Annotated in this window: 17 protein-coding genes; 12 read left to right on the top strand and 5 right to left on the bottom strand. The window is 42.8% G+C overall.

From position 1 onward, the window contains the following. The first annotated feature begins 98 nt into the window (after window positions 1-98). The 3 genes from CRO16_RS12335 to CRO16_RS12325 all read left to right on the top strand — a co-directional run bounded on the left by CRO16_RS12335 (window position 99) and on the right by CRO16_RS12325 (window position 3382). Window positions 99-1880, top strand: coding sequence for a vWA domain-containing protein (locus tag CRO16_RS12335; RefSeq protein WP_097056691.1), 1782 nt, complete (start codon window positions 99-101; stop codon window positions 1878-1880). Window positions 1881-2031: 151 nt separating this feature from the next. Further along, window positions 2032-2484 carry an ankyrin repeat domain-containing protein gene (locus tag CRO16_RS12330; RefSeq protein ID WP_097056690.1) on the top strand — a complete coding sequence of 151 codons (453 nt, stop codon included), beginning with the start codon at window positions 2032-2034 and terminating at the stop codon, window positions 2482-2484. A gap of 109 nt (window positions 2485-2593) precedes the next feature. Next, complete coding sequence (locus CRO16_RS12325; RefSeq protein WP_097056689.1) at window positions 2594-3382, top strand: DUF1206 domain-containing protein; 789 nt, start codon at window positions 2594-2596, stop codon at window positions 3380-3382. Between the two features lie 191 nt (window positions 3383-3573). Here CRO16_RS12325 and CRO16_RS12320 read toward each other — a convergent pair whose 3' ends face one another. The 3 genes from CRO16_RS12320 to CRO16_RS12310 all read right to left on the bottom strand — a co-directional run bounded on the left by CRO16_RS12320 (window position 3574) and on the right by CRO16_RS12310 (window position 6165). Continuing rightward, window positions 3574-4284 (bottom strand): aspartate/glutamate racemase family protein, encoded by a 711-nt coding sequence (locus tag CRO16_RS12320; protein ID WP_245859039.1) that lies wholly within the window; start codon window positions 4282-4284, stop codon window positions 3574-3576. A 99-nt stretch (window positions 4285-4383) separates the two neighbouring features. Beyond that, a complete protein-coding gene (locus CRO16_RS12315) occupies window positions 4384-5607 on the bottom strand; it encodes a S8 family peptidase (RefSeq protein ID WP_097056688.1) in 1224 nt (407 codons plus the stop codon). A 246-nt stretch (window positions 5608-5853) separates the two neighbouring features. Next, on the bottom strand, window positions 5854-6165 hold the full coding sequence (locus CRO16_RS12310; RefSeq protein ID WP_097056687.1) for a rhodanese-like domain-containing protein: 312 nt from the start codon (window positions 6163-6165) through the stop codon (window positions 5854-5856). 273 nt (window positions 6166-6438) lie between these two features. On the opposite strand from CRO16_RS12310, the gene CRO16_RS12305 reads away from it, so the two are divergent. The 9 genes from CRO16_RS12305 to CRO16_RS16025 all read left to right on the top strand — a co-directional run bounded on the left by CRO16_RS12305 (window position 6439) and on the right by CRO16_RS16025 (window position 13472). After that, complete coding sequence (locus tag CRO16_RS12305; protein WP_097056686.1) at window positions 6439-7833, top strand: anthranilate synthase component I family protein; 1395 nt, start codon at window positions 6439-6441, stop codon at window positions 7831-7833. Between the two features lie 60 nt (window positions 7834-7893). Then, on the top strand, window positions 7894-8568 hold the full coding sequence (locus CRO16_RS12300; protein ID WP_097056685.1) for an anthranilate synthase component II: 675 nt from the start codon (window positions 7894-7896) through the stop codon (window positions 8566-8568). Window positions 8569-8571: 3 nt separating this feature from the next. Continuing rightward, window positions 8572-9561: an anthranilate phosphoribosyltransferase gene (gene trpD / locus CRO16_RS12295; RefSeq protein ID WP_097056684.1), complete on the top strand. Its 990-nt coding sequence runs from the start codon at window positions 8572-8574 to the stop codon at window positions 9559-9561. Window positions 9562-9565: 4 nt separating this feature from the next. Beyond that, the gene (gene trpC, locus CRO16_RS12290; RefSeq protein ID WP_097056683.1) at window positions 9566-10360 is read left to right on the top strand and encodes an indole-3-glycerol phosphate synthase TrpC; all 795 of its coding nucleotides are present in this window, start codon (window positions 9566-9568) and stop codon (window positions 10358-10360) included. Beyond that, window positions 10357-11013 carry a phosphoribosylanthranilate isomerase gene (locus CRO16_RS12285; RefSeq protein ID WP_245859037.1) on the top strand — a complete coding sequence of 219 codons (657 nt, stop codon included), beginning with the start codon at window positions 10357-10359 and terminating at the stop codon, window positions 11011-11013. Before trpC ends, CRO16_RS12285 begins: the two co-directional genes overlap by 4 nt. A gap of 7 nt (window positions 11014-11020) precedes the next feature. Continuing rightward, window positions 11021-12202 (top strand): tryptophan synthase subunit beta, encoded by a 1182-nt coding sequence (gene trpB, locus CRO16_RS12280; RefSeq protein WP_097056682.1) that lies wholly within the window; start codon window positions 11021-11023, stop codon window positions 12200-12202. Between the two features lie 139 nt (window positions 12203-12341). Further along, window positions 12342-13112 carry a tryptophan synthase subunit alpha gene (trpA, locus tag CRO16_RS12275; protein ID WP_097056681.1) on the top strand — a complete coding sequence of 257 codons (771 nt, stop codon included), beginning with the start codon at window positions 12342-12344 and terminating at the stop codon, window positions 13110-13112. A gap of 76 nt (window positions 13113-13188) precedes the next feature. After that, entirely contained in the window at window positions 13189-13335 is a 147-nt protein-coding gene (locus CRO16_RS16205) for a hypothetical protein (RefSeq protein WP_179670536.1), read from the top strand. A gap of 2 nt (window positions 13336-13337) precedes the next feature. Continuing rightward, the gene (locus CRO16_RS16025) at window positions 13338-13472 is read left to right on the top strand and encodes a 30S ribosomal protein THX (protein ID WP_102016844.1); all 135 of its coding nucleotides are present in this window, start codon (window positions 13338-13340) and stop codon (window positions 13470-13472) included. Here CRO16_RS16025 and CRO16_RS12270 read toward each other — a convergent pair. Both CRO16_RS12270 and CRO16_RS12265 read right to left on the bottom strand, forming a co-directional pair. After that, complete coding sequence (locus CRO16_RS12270) at window positions 13469-14140, bottom strand: uracil-DNA glycosylase family protein (RefSeq protein WP_097056680.1); 672 nt, start codon at window positions 14138-14140, stop codon at window positions 13469-13471. The two genes, CRO16_RS16025 and CRO16_RS12270, sit on opposite strands and share 4 nt — an antisense overlap. A 121-nt stretch (window positions 14141-14261) precedes the next feature. Further along, window positions 14262-17714 (bottom strand): pyruvate carboxylase, encoded by a 3453-nt coding sequence (locus CRO16_RS12265; protein ID WP_097056679.1) that lies wholly within the window; start codon window positions 17712-17714, stop codon window positions 14262-14264. Window positions 17715-17807 lie beyond the last annotated feature (93 nt).

Genomic DNA, 17807 nt, shown 5'->3' with positions numbered 1-17807 from the left:
TGAAGAATTTTCATTAATTGTCATTCAGCTGCTGCAGTGGCCCGATATTTGTTAAAATTTTAAATGATTCCTCAATATTCATTTAAAAACATAATCAAATGAACGTTATTCTACTGCTTATCATTTCTTCCATTCTTAATTTCACCATTCCAGCAACCACCATCACAGGTACAGTTACCGATGAAAATGCCATACCTCTTCCCGGGGTTAATGTGCTGGTCGAAGGAACAAAGACAGCCACACAAACTAATTTAGAGGGGAAATACTCTATAAAAGTTGAAAAAGGCGACAAACTGGTATTCAGTTATGTTGGATATGAAACGACCGTCATTAAGGTAGGGAACAAAAAAGAGATCAATGTCTCTCTGGTCCCCGACAATGCGGAACTTGAGGAGATTGTGGTGATGGGTTTTAATGAGAGAGCTTCAAAGTCAATAAGAATAAGAGGAGTATCTTCCCTTCCACCCCAGCAGGAATCATATAAGGAGATCAATGAAAATATTTTCAAAAGTGTAAATACTGCGCCACTTTCCACCTTTTCCATAGATGTAGATAAAGCCTCCTACAGCAATGTGCGAAGGAGAATCAATAACGGTCAAAATATTCCTGAAGATGCCGTAAAGATTGAAGAAATGATCAACTACTTTAATTATGGTTATCCGCAGCCTACAGGAGAACATCCATTCGAAATTCACACTAAATTGGCAGCAACACCATGGAATAAAGACACCAAACTGGTAAAAATAGCCTTACAGGGGAAAACGGTTCCTTTAGATGATGTACCTGCTTCTAATCTTGTGTTTCTGCTGGATGTTTCAGGTTCAATGAATGCTCCAAACAAACTACCGCTTTTGAAATCTGCTTTTAAATTACTCACGGGACAACTAAGAGAAAGGGATAAAGTGGCAGTAGTAGTATATGCCGGGGCAGCAGGAGTAGTATTGCCCGCTACAAAGGGGGATAATAAAAATGCCATTTTTGAGGCCCTTGATAAATTAGAGGCCGGTGGGTCTACTGCCGGTGGTGCCGGCATTGAAATGGCGTATAAAATAGCCCAGGAAAATTTTATAAAAGGAGGTAATAACAGGGTGATCCTTGCAACAGATGGGGATTTCAATGTAGGTGCCAGCAGCGATCGCGCAATGGAAGACCTGATAGAAGAAAAAAGAGAATCGGGCGTTTTCCTTACCGCCCTTGGATTTGGAATGGGTAATTACCAGGATTCCAAATTGGAGACCCTGGCGCAAAAAGGTAACGGCAACCATGCCTATATAGATACAATGCAGGAAGCAAAGAGGGTTTTAGGAACAGAATTCGGCGGGACCATTTACACTATTGCTAAAGACGTGAAGATCCAGGTTGAATTCAACCCTGCAAAAGTGCAGGCTTACCGGCTCATAGGTTATGAAAACAGGCTGCTTAATGATGAAGATTTTAACGATGACAAGAAGGATGCAGGAGAACTTGGTAGCGGTCATACTGTTACTGCGCTTTATGAGATCATTCCCACAGGAGTAAAAAGTAAATTCTTAAAGGACATTGATGATCTGAAATATACAGAAAAGAAGAACCAAAGAAATTCGGACGAACTGCTGACGGTAAAATTCAGGTATCAGGAGCCACAGGGATCTAAAAGCAGGTTGCTAACCCGGGTGGTGGAAGATAGGACAGAGGCAATGGATCCCGATTTCAAGTTTGCTTCGGCTGTAGCACTTTTTGGGATGCATCTTAGGAATTCTGAATTTACTAATAACGCCCCGGTGGATCTTGTTACACGCCTGGCCGAAGAAGGAAGAGGTAATGATCCCGAAGGCTATAGAGCAGAATTCATACGGTTGGTTTCTACTTCTTTAGTAGGGGAAGATCCGGCTTCAGAATAAATTGAGCTTCAACAATAAAAACTTCAGTAAAAAATTAACGTAAAAAGCCATTTTTCAGAAGCAAGGCATTTCAGCAGTAGAAAAACAGGAAGTATAAAGGAAACTGCTGCAGCATTTGCTATATTTATTCTGCATCCTAAAAAAGAGATCCATGGAATTTTTTGAAGCTATAAGACTTGGAGAAGCTGAAGAAGTAAAACAACAATTAAATGCCGATCCTGAGCTGGCGGGCAGAAAAGACGAGAGAGGCTTTCCTCCTCTCATACTTTCGACCTATCATGAACAACCGCAGATCACAAAGCTTTTGCTGCAACAGGGAGTAGAAACCGATGCCAGAGACGCAGCCGGAAACACAGCTTTAATGGGAATTTGTTTTAAAGGCAACAAGGATATTGCTGAAATGCTTATTCTAAATGGTGCAGATGTGAATGCCAGAAACTCTTCGGGAGCCACGGCTCTCATCTTTGCAGCCACTTTTGGACAGGAAGAGATCGTGGACTTGCTGCTACAAAATGGAGCCGATAAAACCATGAGAGACAGCAAAGGAAACACTGCTTTAGATTACGCTCAGGACCCTGCCACACTACAGCTTCTAAAAAAATAGAAATTTCCGGAATACTATTTCTTGCCTCCTGCCATTCCCTAAAATAAATATAATTGATTGGTTTTGGCCGAGTATTCTCCTATTTTAGAGAAAACTAAACCAATCAATTATGGATAAGAATATTAAAACCATGGCCCGTACCGGCTTTGTTGCAAAAGGAATTGTTTACGGGATCATAGGAATTTTAACCTTTAAAGCCGCCTTTGATATGGGAGGCCAAAAAGCAGGACAAATGCAGGTCCTGGAATGGCTGGAAAAACAAACCTTTGGTAACATTCTACTTGTACTTATGGCTTTGGGACTTTTGTGCTACGCCGCCTGGAGATTTGTACAGGCTGTTAAAGATCCCGAACATATTGGCGATGATAAAAAAGGAAAAGCAAAACGTACCGGCTTTTTCTTTAGCGGTTTGCTGTATTTGGGAATTGCAGTAATGGCAGCCCTTAAAGCTTTTGGATCTGGCAAAGGAAGTTCGGGCTCATCGGGTTCTGCCCAGCAATCCTCTTTCCTTGCGAGTGAAACCGGTCTGTGGGTCCTTGGAATTATAGGAGCAGGAATCATAATAGCCGGAATTTTTCAATTTGTGAAGGCCTACAAGAACGACTACTATAAAAAATTAGGTCTCGCTACCCTCGGGGATGAGAAAAAAAGAGAAAGCGTTAAAAAAACTGCTGAATTCGGACTTAGTGCCCGTGGGGTTATCCTCTTGATCATTGGTTTCTTTGCTGTAAAGGCAGCTGTCAATTCTAATCCTTCCGAAATAAAAACTACTCAGGAAGCCTTTTCGTTCATTCAGGAGTCGGCTTATGGCCCCTGGTTGATGGGACTCGTTGCCGCAGGACTTATTGCTTATGCGGTTTATATGTTCCTAATGGCCAAGTATAGAAGGTTCCAGTGATCTAATCCATCTATCTGCCTGATAAAAAACGGATTAGCTAAAAATAAGGGATTTCACCCATTGTTGGAAAAGTAAGTCCCTATTATCTTTGACTATACCAATTAATTAATCACGTGAATTAATAAAAGGTAATTGTAAATTTTTGAAAAGAAAAAGAGAGATTGGGGGATCTCTCTTTTTTTATGTCCTTTTTAATCTTTTTTAAATATGAAATCTACCGCCATCTGAGCGTGTAGATTGGTACTTTGAAGTAAGGGAAGATCTGAATCTTCTGCACTTATCAAAAGCGGTAGTTCTGTACATCCCATGATCACTGCCTGGGCTCCTTTTTCTTTTAGCAACTGTATATGATCAAGGAAAAATAACTTTGCAGATTCTGTGAATTTTCCCTGGGTTAGCTCCTTGGCTATGTATTGATGTATCTCATCCTGAAATTCCAGTTCGGGAACAATGGTTTGGATCCCGAATTTCTCCTTAAGTCTTTTGGTGAGGAAATCTCCCTGCATGGTTGGTCTTGTGCCTAACAATCCAAGTTTAGTAAAACCTTTACTCAGCGCATTGACCCCTACGGCATCGGCAATATGTAATATTGGAATAGAAATCTTGCTCTGCACATGATCAAAGACCAGGTGGGGAGTATTGGCACATATGACAATTGCAGATGCTCCTGCGATCTCCAGCTTTCGGGCAATATGTAAATATGTGGTTTTTATTTTTTCCACATCGTGTGATCTCATTAGCTCCACATTTAAGCTGTAAAGGATCAAAGGCGGATTGGAATGTGTTCCGATTCTTTTGGCTGCCAATTCATTAATGAGCCGGTAATATACGATTGTAGAATGCCAGGAGGTTCCACCAATCAACCCGAGTGTGCGCATGAGCATGACGGAATTTGTTTGCATTAAAAATACTTATTTCAACCCGTAGCTTTTGTGACTAATATCAGCTATAACAAAAAAAGCACTCCGAAGAGTGCTTTTAATTTTCATAGGAATAAATTTCTAATGTACTGCAATAGCATCTGCATTTCCGTCAGGATCTCCGGAAGCTGATCCACCTGAAGACACATTTCCTAAAAGAAGGATACCTGCCACGTGTGGAGAAGCCATTGAGGTTCCACTAATAGTGTTATAACCACCACCTTTCCAGGTTGATTTAATGCTCACACCTGGTGCTGCAAAATCTACAGGAGGATTTCCGTAGTTAGAGAAAGATGCGAACCTGTCATTGATGTCAACAGCAGAGATTGTGTAAATGTTAGTTCCATTTACTCTGGCCGGGGATGAGTTGTTTGCATCGGTGCTTTCGTTTCCTGCCGCAAGAGCGAATTTAATCCCTTTACCCGCTGCAGCTTTAACTGCATCATCAAGTGCCTGGGAAGTAGGTCCTCCAAGGCTCATATTAGCAACCTCACCAGATCTTCCATTAGCTGCTACGTGGTTAACACCTGCAATTACTCCGGAATAAGAACCGCTTCCACGGCTGTCAAGAACTTTTACCGGGATCACTGTAGCACCTGCAGCAACACCTATCACACCAACACTGTTGTCTTTGGCTGCAATAGTTCCAGCTACGTGAGTACCATGACCATTGCCATCATCAAGAGAACCACCGTCTTTTCCTGAAGTAAAGGCATTAAAACCTCTTGAAGCATCAACATTTAAGTCTTCATGATCAAGATCTACTCCTGTATCAATGATCCAGGCTACACCTGTACTGGCTACCCCGCCATTAACACGTGTAATTCCGTATGGGGTTTCCTGAGAGGAAGTACCTCCGCCCCCGTCACCGCTTCCGGGATCATCACATGGACCTCCATTTGGAGTACCGCAAGGTGGGGCAAGTGCAACAATACGATCCTGCTCAACATAAGCAACATCATTGCTTTCCCCCAATTTAACAGCATCATCTTTGGACATTTTTACAGCGACACCGGAAATGGCCGAACTATAAACCTGTAAAATTTCAGCGCCTTGAATGCCTTCCATTTTTAGCACCTCCTCGGTTTTTTGTTGTACCTGTAATGCAGACATTCCGGGCTCACCCATTCTTTTTTGGGTGTCCTTATACACCACGATAAACTGGCCTGGAATGGCTTCAGAATAATTTTGAGTGGCTTTCGCCTCTTCTACCTGTGGAACATTTGGCGACTCGTCTTTCGAGCATGATACCATTGCGGCAAGAGCAAAAGCTGCTGCCCAACTTGAGTAAGTTTTTTTAAACATAAAAAAAGTTTTAGGTTATTGTTAAAAGATTTTCCGAATCTATATTAAAAAATTAATAACTAAAACTTTTTAACAGCCTATCATCCATGTTTTTATGTATTTTAACAGAAGACTCCTGTTAAAATGGAGCTTTCAAAAATGTTAATTTTTTCCGAAAAACCTTTGCTGCTACTGCTCTTGCCGAAAATAAAAAAAGGCAGATTTTTAAAAAATCTGCCTTACCAAATGTTAAAAATTTTTGTAGGATTATTCTACAGTTTCCCCTTCCCATTCTGAATAGCCCCCAATGAGATTATAGGTGTTCCGAAACCCTTTTTGATCCATTATTGTACATGCCTGCGCACTTCTCTTGCCAGATCTGCAATAAATGTAATAATTCTTGTCTTTATCCAGCTTATCAATTTCATCGATGAATTCCTGCCCTTTATAGATATCGAGGTTTTTAGCCTTAGGAATGTATCCCTCCTCTACTTCCTCTTCTGTACGTACATCAAGTATAACTGCATTATCATCTTTAGATAATTGTTCTTTCCAATCTTCCTGTTTTAACTCTTTCATTTTTAAATTTTATTGTTGCTGTTCACAAATATAAGAATAGGTCTTCTATTTCTCCTTTTTGAGACCCTCGTTTGCAACAGGTACGGGAAAATTTCTTTAAATAAATTTTTTTTAAAAGATTTCCCCTTTATATTTGCTCCTCACATGAACCCGAACATTAAAAATAACTGGTGGTGGAATTACTTACGTCGATCGTCGTGAGCAACACCTCCTGTAGCATATACAAAGGCTTGTCAATCACGACAAGCCTTTTTTTATTTTAAAAACTGAAGCATGTACAATCTTAACACCACATATAAAAAATTACTCGCAGATACTTTTACTCCGGTGAGTGTTTACCTGCGGGTAAGGGATATTTTCCCCAACAGCTTACTCCTGGAGAGTAGTGATTACCACGGGAACGAGAACAGTTTCTCCTACATTTGCTGCAATCCCATCGCTTCAGTTAAGGTCGAAAAAGGACATTTAAAGCAGGTTTTTCCTGACGGACATATTTCCGAAACAAAAATTACTTCCGAGGTAAATGTTCCTGAAGCCATACAGGAATTTGCTCAAAAGTTCAGTACCACGGGCCCGGATTTCAGCTTTATCAATGAAGGACTCTTCGGGTATATCGCGTATGACGGAGTGCAGTATTTTGAAAACCTGAAGCTCTCAAAAAAGCAGGGAGATCTCGAAATTCCGGAGATCTATTACGCCGTCTACCAAAATATTATCGCGATCAATCACTTCAACAATGAAGCTTATATTTTTGATCACAGCTATGATTCTAAAAATAATCTCGAACAGATAGGCCAGTTACTAAAAGTGAAAAATTTTGCCTCCTACCCTTTTTCTGCGGAAGGCGAAACGCAATCTAATGAAACCGATGAAGGTTACCGGCAAATGGTTATTAAGGCCAAGCAGCATTGCCACAGGGGAGATGTTTTTCAGTTAGTGCTTTCCCGTCGTTTCTCACAGGCCTTCAAGGGAGATGAATTTAATGTTTACCGGGCGCTGCGGAATGTGAATCCTTCACCCTACCTCTTTTACTTTGACTACGGAAATTTCAAGATCTTCGGAAGCTCGCCTGAAGCCCAGCTGGTTGTGAAAGACGGAAAGGCCGAGATCCATCCCATTGCAGGGACCTTTAAGCGCACCGGAAATGATGAACAGGATGCCGCGAGCGCAAAAGCCCTGGCTGCCGACGAAAAGGAGAATGCAGAACACGTGATGCTTGTAGATCTCGCCCGTAACGATCTTAGTCGCCATGGCAGCCACGTAAATGTGGAGACCTACAAAGAAATCCAATATTTCTCGCACGTCATCCACCTGGTGAGCAAAGTTACCGGCACCAAAGATCCAAATACCAGCACTATGCAGGTAGTGGCCGACACCTTTCCCGCGGGAACCTTAAGTGGAGCACCAAAACATAAGGCAATGCAACTCATTGAAAAATATGAAAATGTGAACCGGGATTTTTATGGTGGCGCAATCGGGTTCATGGATTTCAACGGAAATTTCAACCATGCGATCATCATCAGGTCTTTTCTAAGTAAAAACCACCGACTTTACTATCAGGCAGGCGCCGGAATAGTCTCAGGATCGACCGAAGAAAATGAGTTACAGGAAGTGTATAATAAAATTGGCGCTTTGAAAAAGGCCCTGGAATTGGCTGAAGAAATATAAGCCTCCCCCTGCCCCTTCAAAGGAGGGGAGAAATTGGAGGACAAGAACAAAATTCGAATTATGAAGAATAAACAAAATAAAGATCAGGATTCCCTCCCCTTCAGCGAAGATAAGGGAGCTTTAAAAGTTTTGGTGATCGATAATTACGACTCCTTTGTTTACAATCTAGTCCATTACCTGGAGGAGCTGGACTGTAAAGTGACTGTGCGACGTAATGATGAAGTGGATCTCGAGGAAATCGAAAAATATGATAAGATCCTGCTTTCACCCGGCCCGGGAATTCCCGACGAAGCGGGATTGTTAAAGCAGGTGATTTCTACCTACGCCTCCAAAAAAAGCATTTTTGGAGTGTGTCTTGGGCAGCAGGCTATAGGAGAAGTTTTTGGCGGTAAATTGATCAATCTTGAGCAAGTATTTCATGGAGTCTCCTCCAAAATTAAATTATGCGTAACAGATGAACCCCTGTTCGACAAAATGGATCCCGAAATGGAAGTGGGCCGCTACCATTCCTGGGTGGTGGATAAAGCTTTGCCAGATTGTCTTGAAGCGACTTCTTATGATGAGAACGGGCAGGTGATGTCCCTTCGGCACAGGATCTACGATGTGCGCGGCGTGCAATTCCATCCGGAATCTGTACTTACACCCGAAGGTAAGAAGATCATCGCCAATTGGATCAACAGTCCGGTTAAATTGACTGAACCAGCAAATGAATCCCAGGAACCTGAAATCTTTTAGAAAATGAAGCAAATTTTGAACAGGTTGATCAACCATGAAACCATCTCCCGCGAGGAGGCTAAAGGTGTATTGGTAGAAATTTCCAACGGCAGCTTTAATGACAGCCAAATTGCTGCTTTTCTTACCGTGTATATGATGCGCAGTATCACCCTTGAAGAGCTTGAAGGCTTTAGAGATGCCTTGCTTGAGATGTGCCTTTCGGTAGACCTGCAGCAATATGATCCGGTGGATCTTTGTGGTACAGGAGGTGACGGCAAGGACACTTTCAATATATCGACTCTTGCTTCTTTCGTTACTGCCGGCGCCGGAGTAAAAGTGGCGAAACACGGAAATTATGGTGTTTCCTCCAGTTGCGGCAGCTCGAATGTGATGGAATATCTGGGGATAAAATTCAGTAGTGATAAGGACTTTTTAGATCGCAGTATGGACAAAGCGGGGATCTGTTTTTTACACGCTGCCCTTTTTCACCCCGCGATGAAGAATGTGGCACCCATTAGAAAAAACCTTGGCGTTAAGACCTTTTTCAACATGCTGGGACCCATGGTGAACCCCGCGTTTCCGAAGAACCAGGTGGTAGGCGTTTACAGTCTGGAGCTTGCCAGGATGTATGCTTACCTTTACCAGAAAACCGATAAGAATTTTACCATTTTACACGCGCTTGACGGCTATGATGAGATATCCCTTACCGGAAACACCAAAATGATTACAAATCACGCAGAAAGCATGCTAAAGCCCGAAGATCTGAACCTGCAACCTATCATGGCGTCGCAGATTTCAGGAGGGAACACTATTGAATCTGCTGCAGAGATCTTTATGAATGTGCTTCAAAATGAAGGAACTGAGGCCCAAATGAATGTGGTTTGTGCCAACGCGGCTATGGCGATAAGCACCGTCCAAAAAACAAATCCCGAAAATGCATTTTTAGCAGCCAGGGAAAGTCTGGCTTCAGGTAAGGCACTGGGGGCATTTAAAAAGCTTCAGCAATTAAATTAGAAAGATGAACATACTCGATAAAATAGCAGCCAGGAAAAGAGAGGAAGTGGAGATCCTTAAGGAAGAAGTTCCGGTAGAAACGCTCCAGATGCTCCCCCATTTCAAACGGAAATGTTTTTCACTAAAGGAGAATCTGAAAAAATCCAAAACCGGAATTATCTCCGAATTTAAAAGGCGCTCGCCATCTCACCCCGAAATAAATCTCGGTGCAGATGTTGCTGAAGTGACCAAAGCTTATGAAGCTGCGGGAGCTTGCGGAATTTCTGTACTTACAGATGAAGATTTCTTCGGCGGCAGCCTTGACGATCTGGCTGTGGCAAGGGAAACAGTGAAATTACCGCTGCTGCGAAAGGACTTTATTATCGACGAATACCAGCTTATTGAAGCAAAAGCCATGGGTGCTGATGTGATCCTTTTGATCGCTGCCATGCTTAAACCGAAGCAGGTAGAACAGTTTTCTAAAAAAGCAAAAGCACTGGGACTCGAGGTACTCCTGGAAGTGCACAATGAAGAGGAGCTTAAAAACAACATTTTTGACACCATAGATATGATAGGTGTCAATAATAGAAACCTGAAAACCTTCGAGGTGAACCTGCAAACCAGCAAAGATCTTGCGGAAAAAATTCCGGGGCAATATGTGAAGATCTCCGAAAGCGGCATCAGCGATACCACAGCTATCCTGGAGCTTCAAAAAAGCGGATTTCAGGGATTTCTTATCGGCGGGAATTTTATGAAGACTGAAGATCCGGGCAAAAGTGCTTCGGAATTTATCAACGAACTTAAAAGCAGATCAAAATGAACCTGAAGCTGAAAGTCTGCGGCATGAGAGAAGCCGAAAACATTAAAGCCATTTCAGGCCTGAAACCGGATTACCTCGGCCTGATCTTTTTTGAGGGTTCTTCGCGGCATGTTTCAGGAGAAATTCAGGAATTGGATAAGGAGATCAAAAGAACCGGAGTTTTTGTCAATGCTTCCGAAGAGGATATTCTTGAAAAGGTCCAAAAGTATGCACTTTCAGCAGTACAGCTGCACGGGGAGGAAAGTCCGAAGTTTTGCAAAGACCTAAAGAGCAGATTTTCAGAAGCCGGAAAAAAGGTGGAGATCATAAAGGTTTTCAGCATAAAAGATGATTTTGACTTTCAGAAGTTGAAAGCTTTTGAAGGCATCGCAGATCTTTACCTCTTTGACACCAAAGGAAAGAACAGGGGCGGCAACGGAATCGCTTTTAATTGGAATGTTCTCCTTGACTATCCCTCCTCCACTCCCTTTTTCCTGAGCGGAGGAATAGGTCCCGAAGAAACTGAAGCAATAAAGGAACTATATACAACCTTTCAAAAAAGGCAAAAAGAACATCTGTTCTACGGAATTGATGTGAACAGCAAATTTGAAACAGCCCCGGGCCTAAAAGATCCGGAAGCTTTAAGATCATTTAAAAAGCAGCTGTTTAAATAAGAGAATTATGAGTTATCAAGTAAACGAAAAAGGATATTACGGGGATTTTGGTGGAGCGTTCATTCCCGAAATGCTTTACCCCAACGTGGAAGAACTGCGGTCCCGCTATCTCGACATCATGCAGGAAGAAAGTTTCCAGGAGGAATTCCGCCAGCTGCTTAAAGACTATGTGGGGAGGCCAACACCATTGTACTTTGCGGAAAGATTCAGCAAAAAGTACAGCACGAAAGTTTACCTCAAAAGGGAAGATCTTTGCCATACAGGGGCCCATAAAGTTAATAACACAATTGGTCAGATCCTCATGGCGAAGCGCCTGGGAAAAAACAGGATCATCGCCGAAACCGGTGCGGGACAACATGGGGTCGCTACCGCCACGGTTTGCGCTTTAATGGGAATTGAGTGCGTGGTTTATATGGGCGAGATCGACATCAAAAGACAGGCACCAAATGTAGCCCGGATGAAAATGCTGGGAGCAACCGTTGTTCCTGCAACTTCGGGAAGCCGTACACTCAAAGACGCAACCAATGAAGCTATCCGCGATTGGATTAACAATCCGGTAGACACCCATTATATTATAGGATCTGTAGTGGGACCGCATCCATATCCCGATATGGTGGCACGGTTCCAAAGCGTAATTTCTGAAGAGGTAAAAAAACAACTGCAGGAAAAAGAAGGCCGGGAAAACCCCGATTTTGTAGTGGCCTGTGTGGGTGGCGGAAGCAATGCCGCCGGAATCTATTACCACTACCTGGACCAGGAAAAAGTGGGAATTATTGCCGTAGAAGCTGCGGGAGAAGGGGTATTAACAGGGAAAAGCGCTGCCACTTCAGCTCTTGGCCGCGAAGGCATTATTCACGGCAGCAAAACCCTGCTCATGCAAACCGACGACGGACAGATCACTGAACCCTATTCTATCTCTGCCGGACTAGATTATCCGGGAGTGGGTCCAATGCATGCCAACCTCTTCAGGACAGGCCGCGGCGAATTTATTTCGGTCACCGATACGGAAGCAATGGCTGCAGGATTAGAGCTGTGTAAACTGGAGGGGATTATTCCGGCTATAGAAACAGCCCATGCTTTAGCCATTTTTGAGACCCGTAAGTTCAGGGAAGACGATGTAGTGGTAGTAAATCTTTCCGGGCGCGGGGATAAAGACCTCAACACTTATATTGAACATTTTAATTTGTAAAAAGAAACAAGATCGCTGCGCTTCTAGAACCAAGGACCAAGACTTTTTTCATTTCTGAAACTAAAATTGAAGACTTAAAAAATTTAAAATGACCTTACAGCCCCGAGGCTTTGGGACTGTGAGGTTTACAACTCATAACATGAACAGAATAAAACAAAAACTCCAGGAAGATCCTCAAAAAAAGTTGCTTTCCATTTACTTTACGGCAGGATATCCGGAAATAGAAGACACCTTACCAATTTTGCAAGAGCTTGAAAAAAGCGGGGTGGACATGGTGGAAATAGGACTTCCATTTAGCGATCCCCTAGCAGATGGCCCGGTAATCCAAAGAAGTTCGGAAGCTGCTCTGAAGAATGGCATGACTACCAATAAATTGTTCGCACAGCTGGAGCATATTCGGGAGACCGTACAAATTCCCTTGTTGATCATGGGCTATTTTAATCCTATCCTTCAGTTTGGGGTGGAAAAATTCTGCCAAAAATGTAAGGAAGCCGGTATTGACGGGCTTATTATTCCCGATCTTCCGGTGGAAGAATATGAGCTTCAGTATAAAGATATCTTTCAGCAGTACGACCTGCTTCCGGTATTCCTTATTACTCCCCACACTTCTGAAGAAAGGATCAGGCAGATCGATCAAATTTCCGAAGGTTTTATCTATATGGTGAGCAGTGCTGCAGTAACAGGAGGCACCGCCGGATTCGGACAGCTTCAGAAGGACTACTTCAGCAGGGTGTCTAAAATGGGATTAAAGAATCCTCTTATTGTTGGTTTCGGGATCAAGGATAGTGAAACATTTTCCGCAGCTACAGAAAAAACAAAAGGGGCAATTATTGGTAGTGCGTTTATTAAACATCTCACTGAAAACGGCACAGGAAACATTCAGGATTTTATTAAAAAAGCAAGAGATTAACAGTCTTATTAACAGGTCTTTAATAGCCTTTATTAAGCCTTTTTCGTATCTTGAAAAGAACTTAAAATAGAATGTTATGGGACAGATAAAAGATAAGCACAATAAAAATAAGAGAAAGGATAGAGACAGCAATCCTTTAACTGGTAATATTGGTCAAAGGGATATTGAAACCAACGATTTTGATATCAATGATAAGACTATTAAGGACCAGCAAAACAAGTAACAGTGGAAAAAAGCGAAAAGAAGACCAAAGGAGGAAAAACTCCCCTGAACACCTTCGGAAAACTGCGACCGTTGAGAAGAAAATTCACTACGAAGCCGCAGCAAATTAAAGATCCGCTGGAAAGAGAAACCGTCTAGTCCTCAAGAAACTGACGGTACTGCAAAACCCTGAAATCAATTGTATTGAATTCGGGGTGTTGTTTTTTTAGGTGTTTATACAATTCCATGCTGCCTATGGCCCTGTTTGCCGAGCCTGAGGGTGCGGTAAGGGAAACCGTGTTAATGGGCCTGCCATCCAGGAGGAATTGATGTACCCGTGGCACATCATTGGAGATCACTTTAATTTTTATCTCGTGATGTTTTAAAAGCTTCCGGAAAAAGAATTCGGGACCGTTCTTACTATTGCCTCCGGTGAAGAGCAGGGTATCTATTTTTTCATGTTTTTTGAGGATCCCGATCAAATCCCGTAGTTCAACATGCAACATTCCAAGATCTGAAGCATCGATTTTATCTCTCCTGCAGCTTTCTACGGTATCACAGATCCCAATGCCTTTACTTGCCAGGAATTTTTTTCTCTCTTCAACGGCTTCGGCTGTATTTTCATATTTTAGATCCAGATCGAAGATCCTGTCGATGATCTGCCACAGCATTCCGTCCCGGCTGCCGTAACAAAAATCCACATCCCCCTCTTTTAATTCGCCCGTTGTGAAGCGAGGCGGTGGCAAAGTCCCTACAATAAGCCTGGTCGCATTTTCGGGAATAAAAGGTCCATATGGGTGTTGATGATGAAATAATTCAGGATTCAAAATTCAGGATTTAAGATTTATAAATAAATTCCAAATTCCAAGCACCAAATCCCAAGTCTTGGTTCCTGGTTCTTGGCTCTTGGTTCTTTTTATCTCAATTCTCATTTCTCACATCTCAATACTACTTAAGCACAATTACCAGATCATCTGCATAGACCATTTCTCCTTCTTTTAGTACGATCTTATCGATCTCGCCAGATCCGTTGGCAGTGATAGTGGTTTCCATTTTCATAGCTTCAATGACAAAGAGCGGCTGATTTTTCTCCACTTTCTGCCCCACTTCCACCTGAATATTGGACAAGGCTCCCTGTAGCGGCGCACCTATTTGTTTTTTATCATTTTTGTCCACTTTTTGATGAACTACCTTTTCCACCTTAACAGATCTGTCTTTGACTTCAACTGCCCGGGTTTGTCCGTTTACCTTAAAGAAGATCCTGGACATGCCGTCTTCATCGGTTTCGCCTCTTGAAAGGAACTCGATCAATAAGGTTTTCCCTCTGTCCAATTCCACAATGATCTCCTCCCCGGGCTCCATTCCGTAGAAGAAATTTTTGGTTGGCACGTTGATGACATTTCCATATTCCAGATGGTGGTTGTAAGCATCAGTAAAGACTTTTGGGTACAGCTTGTAAGACAGGAAATCGGTTATTTCCAGGTCTCTTCCCATTCCTTTACTAAAGGTGCTTTGGAACTCGGCATATTCTTTATCAAAATCTATTGGATCCAAATGTGCATTCGGCCTTTCGGTATAAGGTTTTTCATCCTTAAGGACGATTTTCTGGATCTTCTCGGGGAAACCTCCGGGCGGCTGACCAAGATCCCCACGGAAGAAACTCTTTACCGACTGCGGAAAAGAAATATCCTCCCCTTTTTCCAGCACATCTTCAATTGAAAGATTGTTACTCACCAGGTATTGCGCCATGTCGCCTACCACTTTAGAACTCGGAGTCACCTTAATGATGTCTCCAAAAAGGTCATTTACTTTGCTGTACATCTCGGTGATCTCGTGGAAGCGGTCTGCAAGGCCGAGGCTTTCTGCCTGCGGTTTTAGGTTGGAATATTGACCTCCGGGAATTTCGTGTTTATAGACTTCTCCCGACCCGGCCTTTAATCCGGATTCAAATGGGAAGTAATACCTGCGAACGGCTTCCCAATATCTCGAGTATTCATTCAGTTTATCTGTATTGATTGGTCTGCCGCGGTCGTGGAACCTCAGCATTTCCACTATGGAATTGAAGTTTGGCTGCGAAGTCAATCCTGAAAGTCCGCCAAGGGCAACATCAACAACATCTACGCCCGCTTCCACGGCTTTTAAGTAAGTGGCAGCCTGTATGGAAGAAGTATCATGGGTATGCAGATGCAGTGGAATATTGATCCTGGACTTTAAAGCAGAAACAAGTTCAAAAGCTGCATCGGGCTTGAGAATTCCTGCCATATCTTTGATGGCTAAAATGTGGGCTCCGGCATTTTCTATATCCTTGGCAAGCTGCACGTAATATTCGAGGTTATATTTTGTTTCTTTAGGATCCATAATATCGCCTGTGTAACAGATGGTACCTTCGGCAAGGCCTTGCGTTCTGTTTCTTACATGCTCTATACAGGGCGCTATGGATTCCATCCAGTTCAAACTGTCAAAGATCCTGAAAACATCAATTCCATTCTCCCAGGATTGTTCCACAAATTTTTCTATAAGGTTATCGGGATAGGCAGTGTAGCCCACTCCATTTGACCCCCGCAGCAGCATTTGCATAAGAATATTAGGCATGGATTCCCGGAGCCTGCGAAGTCGCTCCCATGGATTTTCATTTAGAAAACGCATACACACATCAAAGGTTGCACCTCCCCATATTTCCATACTAAAGACCTCCGGATGGTTTCGGGCAAAACCTTCGGCTACTTTCATCATGTCATAGGTACGCATTCGGGTGGCCAACAAGCTTTGATGTGCATCTCTAAAAGTAGTATCGGTAAAATGCACCTTGCCTTCATGCAACAACCACCTCGAAAATTTCTCCGGGCCGTATTCCGTCAGCAGATCTTTTGTTCCTTTCGGATACCCGTTTTGTTCCGGAAAGGTCGGAATTGTAGGTTTTATAAGATCCTTCTTTTTTTCAGCATTTTTGACATCTTCATTTCCGTTAATGATCACATCTCCCAAAAACTTCACCATTTTGGTTGCCCGGTTGCGGGTTTTCTTGATCTCAAAAAGTTCAGGATGATCCTTGATGAAATTGACCGTTACCTCTCCTTTTCTAAAGGTGGGATGAGCCAGAATATTATCGAGGAATCCCATATTGGTCATAACTCCGCGGATCCTGAACTCAGCCAAAGCCCGTCTCATCTTTCGGCATGCTCCATCTAAAGTACGGCTGCTGGCAGATACTTTCACCAGCATGGAATCAAAGAACGGGGAAACCTTTACTCCCTGGTAAATACTTCCCGCATCCAAACGAATTCCGAAGCCAGAAGCACTTCTATAGGTCGTAATCGTTCCGTAATCGGGTTTGAAATCATTTGTAGGATCTTCGGTCGTGATACGACATTGCAGCGCATAACCATTGGTCTTAAGAGATTCCTGACTTTCAATCTTGATCTGTTTATCTGAAAGTTTGTATCCGCCGGCTATAAAGATCTGCGCCTTCACCAGGTCAATATTCGTGATGATCTCGGTCACCGTATGCTCCACCTGGATTCTCGGGTTCACCTCAATAAAGAAGATCTCTCCACTTTTGTCTACCAGGAATTCCACGGTTCCTATATTGTTGTAATCTACCGCCTTACAAAGTTTAACGGCATATTTATAAAGGTTCTGTTTAATGTTCTCATCGAGATCCTGGGAAGGTGCAAATTCGATGACTTTTTGATACCGCCGCTGCACAGAACAATCCCGCTCAAAAAGATGCACCAGGTTGCCATGGTTATCCCCCACGATCTGGATCTCTATATGTTTTGGGTCTTCCACGAATTTCTCCAGGAACACAGTGTCATCTCCAAAAGCATTCAAAGCTTCCCGCCTCGATTCATTGAAACCATTCTCCAGATCTTCTTTGGTACGAATCACGCGCATTCCGCGGCCCCCACCACCAGAAGCCGCTTTGAGCATAACCGGGTAACCAATCATTTCGGCTTCTTCCAAAGCAATTTCTACGGAAGTTAACTCCTGCTCGTTGCTCCGTATCACCGGAATATCATTTTTTACAGCAACTTCTTTAGCCCGCACTTTATCTCCAAGGGATTTAAGAACTGAAACCTTTGGTCCTATAAAAATGATCCCGTTTTCTTCACACTGCTTCGCAAAATCGGCATTTTCAGAAAGGAAGCCGTATCCGGGATGAATGGCGTCAACATTATTTTGTTTTGCCACTTTAATGATGGCCTTTATGTCGAGGTAAGGCTTTAAAGGATCATTGTCTGCGCCAATTTGGTAAGATTCATCGGCTTTGTAGCGGTGCAGGGAGTACCGGTCTTCAAAAGTATAAATTCCGACCGTCCTTAAACCAATTTCTGTACATGCACGAAAAATACGAATGGCTATTTCTCCCCGATTCGCTACTAAAACCTTTTTAATTTTCATTTTCTGAAGTTGCTTTTAAAATTAAATATGCTTCGGAAAGACCTTTCTAAAATGACATTTTGGAGAGGTCTCCATTTTTCAGAAATTAAAAAG

This window comes from Salinimicrobium sediminis, assembly GCF_900215295.1.
GTDB lineage: Bacteria > Bacteroidota > Bacteroidia > Flavobacteriales > Flavobacteriaceae > Salinimicrobium > Salinimicrobium sediminis.
Note: the sequence above shows the minus strand (reverse complement) of the source record. Positions and strands in the feature narration are given on the sequence as shown.

Bases quoted from the DNA above. Each gene is read 5' to 3' on its own strand.
- CRO16_RS12335 (WP_097056691.1), top strand. From the start codon at position 99: ATGAACGTTATTCTACTGCTTATCATTTCTTCCATTCTTAATTTCACC.
- CRO16_RS12330 (WP_097056690.1), top strand. From the start codon at position 2,032: ATGGAATTTTTTGAAGCTATAAGACTTGGAGAAGCTGAAGAAGTAAAA.
- CRO16_RS12325 (WP_097056689.1), top strand. From the start codon at position 2,594: ATGGATAAGAATATTAAAACCATGGCCCGTACCGGCTTTGTTGCAAAA.
- CRO16_RS12320 (WP_245859039.1), bottom strand. From the start codon at position 4,284: ATGCAAACAAATTCCGTCATGCTCATGCGCACACTCGGGTTGATTGGT.
- CRO16_RS12315 (WP_097056688.1), bottom strand. From the start codon at position 5,607: ATGTTTAAAAAAACTTACTCAAGTTGGGCAGCAGCTTTTGCTCTTGCC.
- CRO16_RS12310 (WP_097056687.1), bottom strand. From the start codon at position 6,165: ATGAAAGAGTTAAAACAGGAAGATTGGAAAGAACAATTATCTAAAGAT.
- CRO16_RS12305 (WP_097056686.1), top strand. From the start codon at position 6,439: ATGTACAATCTTAACACCACATATAAAAAATTACTCGCAGATACTTTT.
- CRO16_RS12300 (WP_097056685.1), top strand. From the start codon at position 7,894: ATGAAGAATAAACAAAATAAAGATCAGGATTCCCTCCCCTTCAGCGAA.
- trpD (WP_097056684.1), top strand. From the start codon at position 8,572: ATGAAGCAAATTTTGAACAGGTTGATCAACCATGAAACCATCTCCCGC.
- trpC (WP_097056683.1), top strand. From the start codon at position 9,566: ATGAACATACTCGATAAAATAGCAGCCAGGAAAAGAGAGGAAGTGGAG.
- CRO16_RS12285 (WP_245859037.1), top strand. From the start codon at position 10,357: ATGAACCTGAAGCTGAAAGTCTGCGGCATGAGAGAAGCCGAAAACATT.
- trpB (WP_097056682.1), top strand. From the start codon at position 11,021: ATGAGTTATCAAGTAAACGAAAAAGGATATTACGGGGATTTTGGTGGA.
- trpA (WP_097056681.1), top strand. From the start codon at position 12,342: ATGAACAGAATAAAACAAAAACTCCAGGAAGATCCTCAAAAAAAGTTG.
- CRO16_RS16205 (WP_179670536.1), top strand. From the start codon at position 13,189: ATGGGACAGATAAAAGATAAGCACAATAAAAATAAGAGAAAGGATAGA.
- CRO16_RS12265 (WP_097056679.1), bottom strand. From the start codon at position 17,714: ATGAAAATTAAAAAGGTTTTAGTAGCGAATCGGGGAGAAATAGCCATT.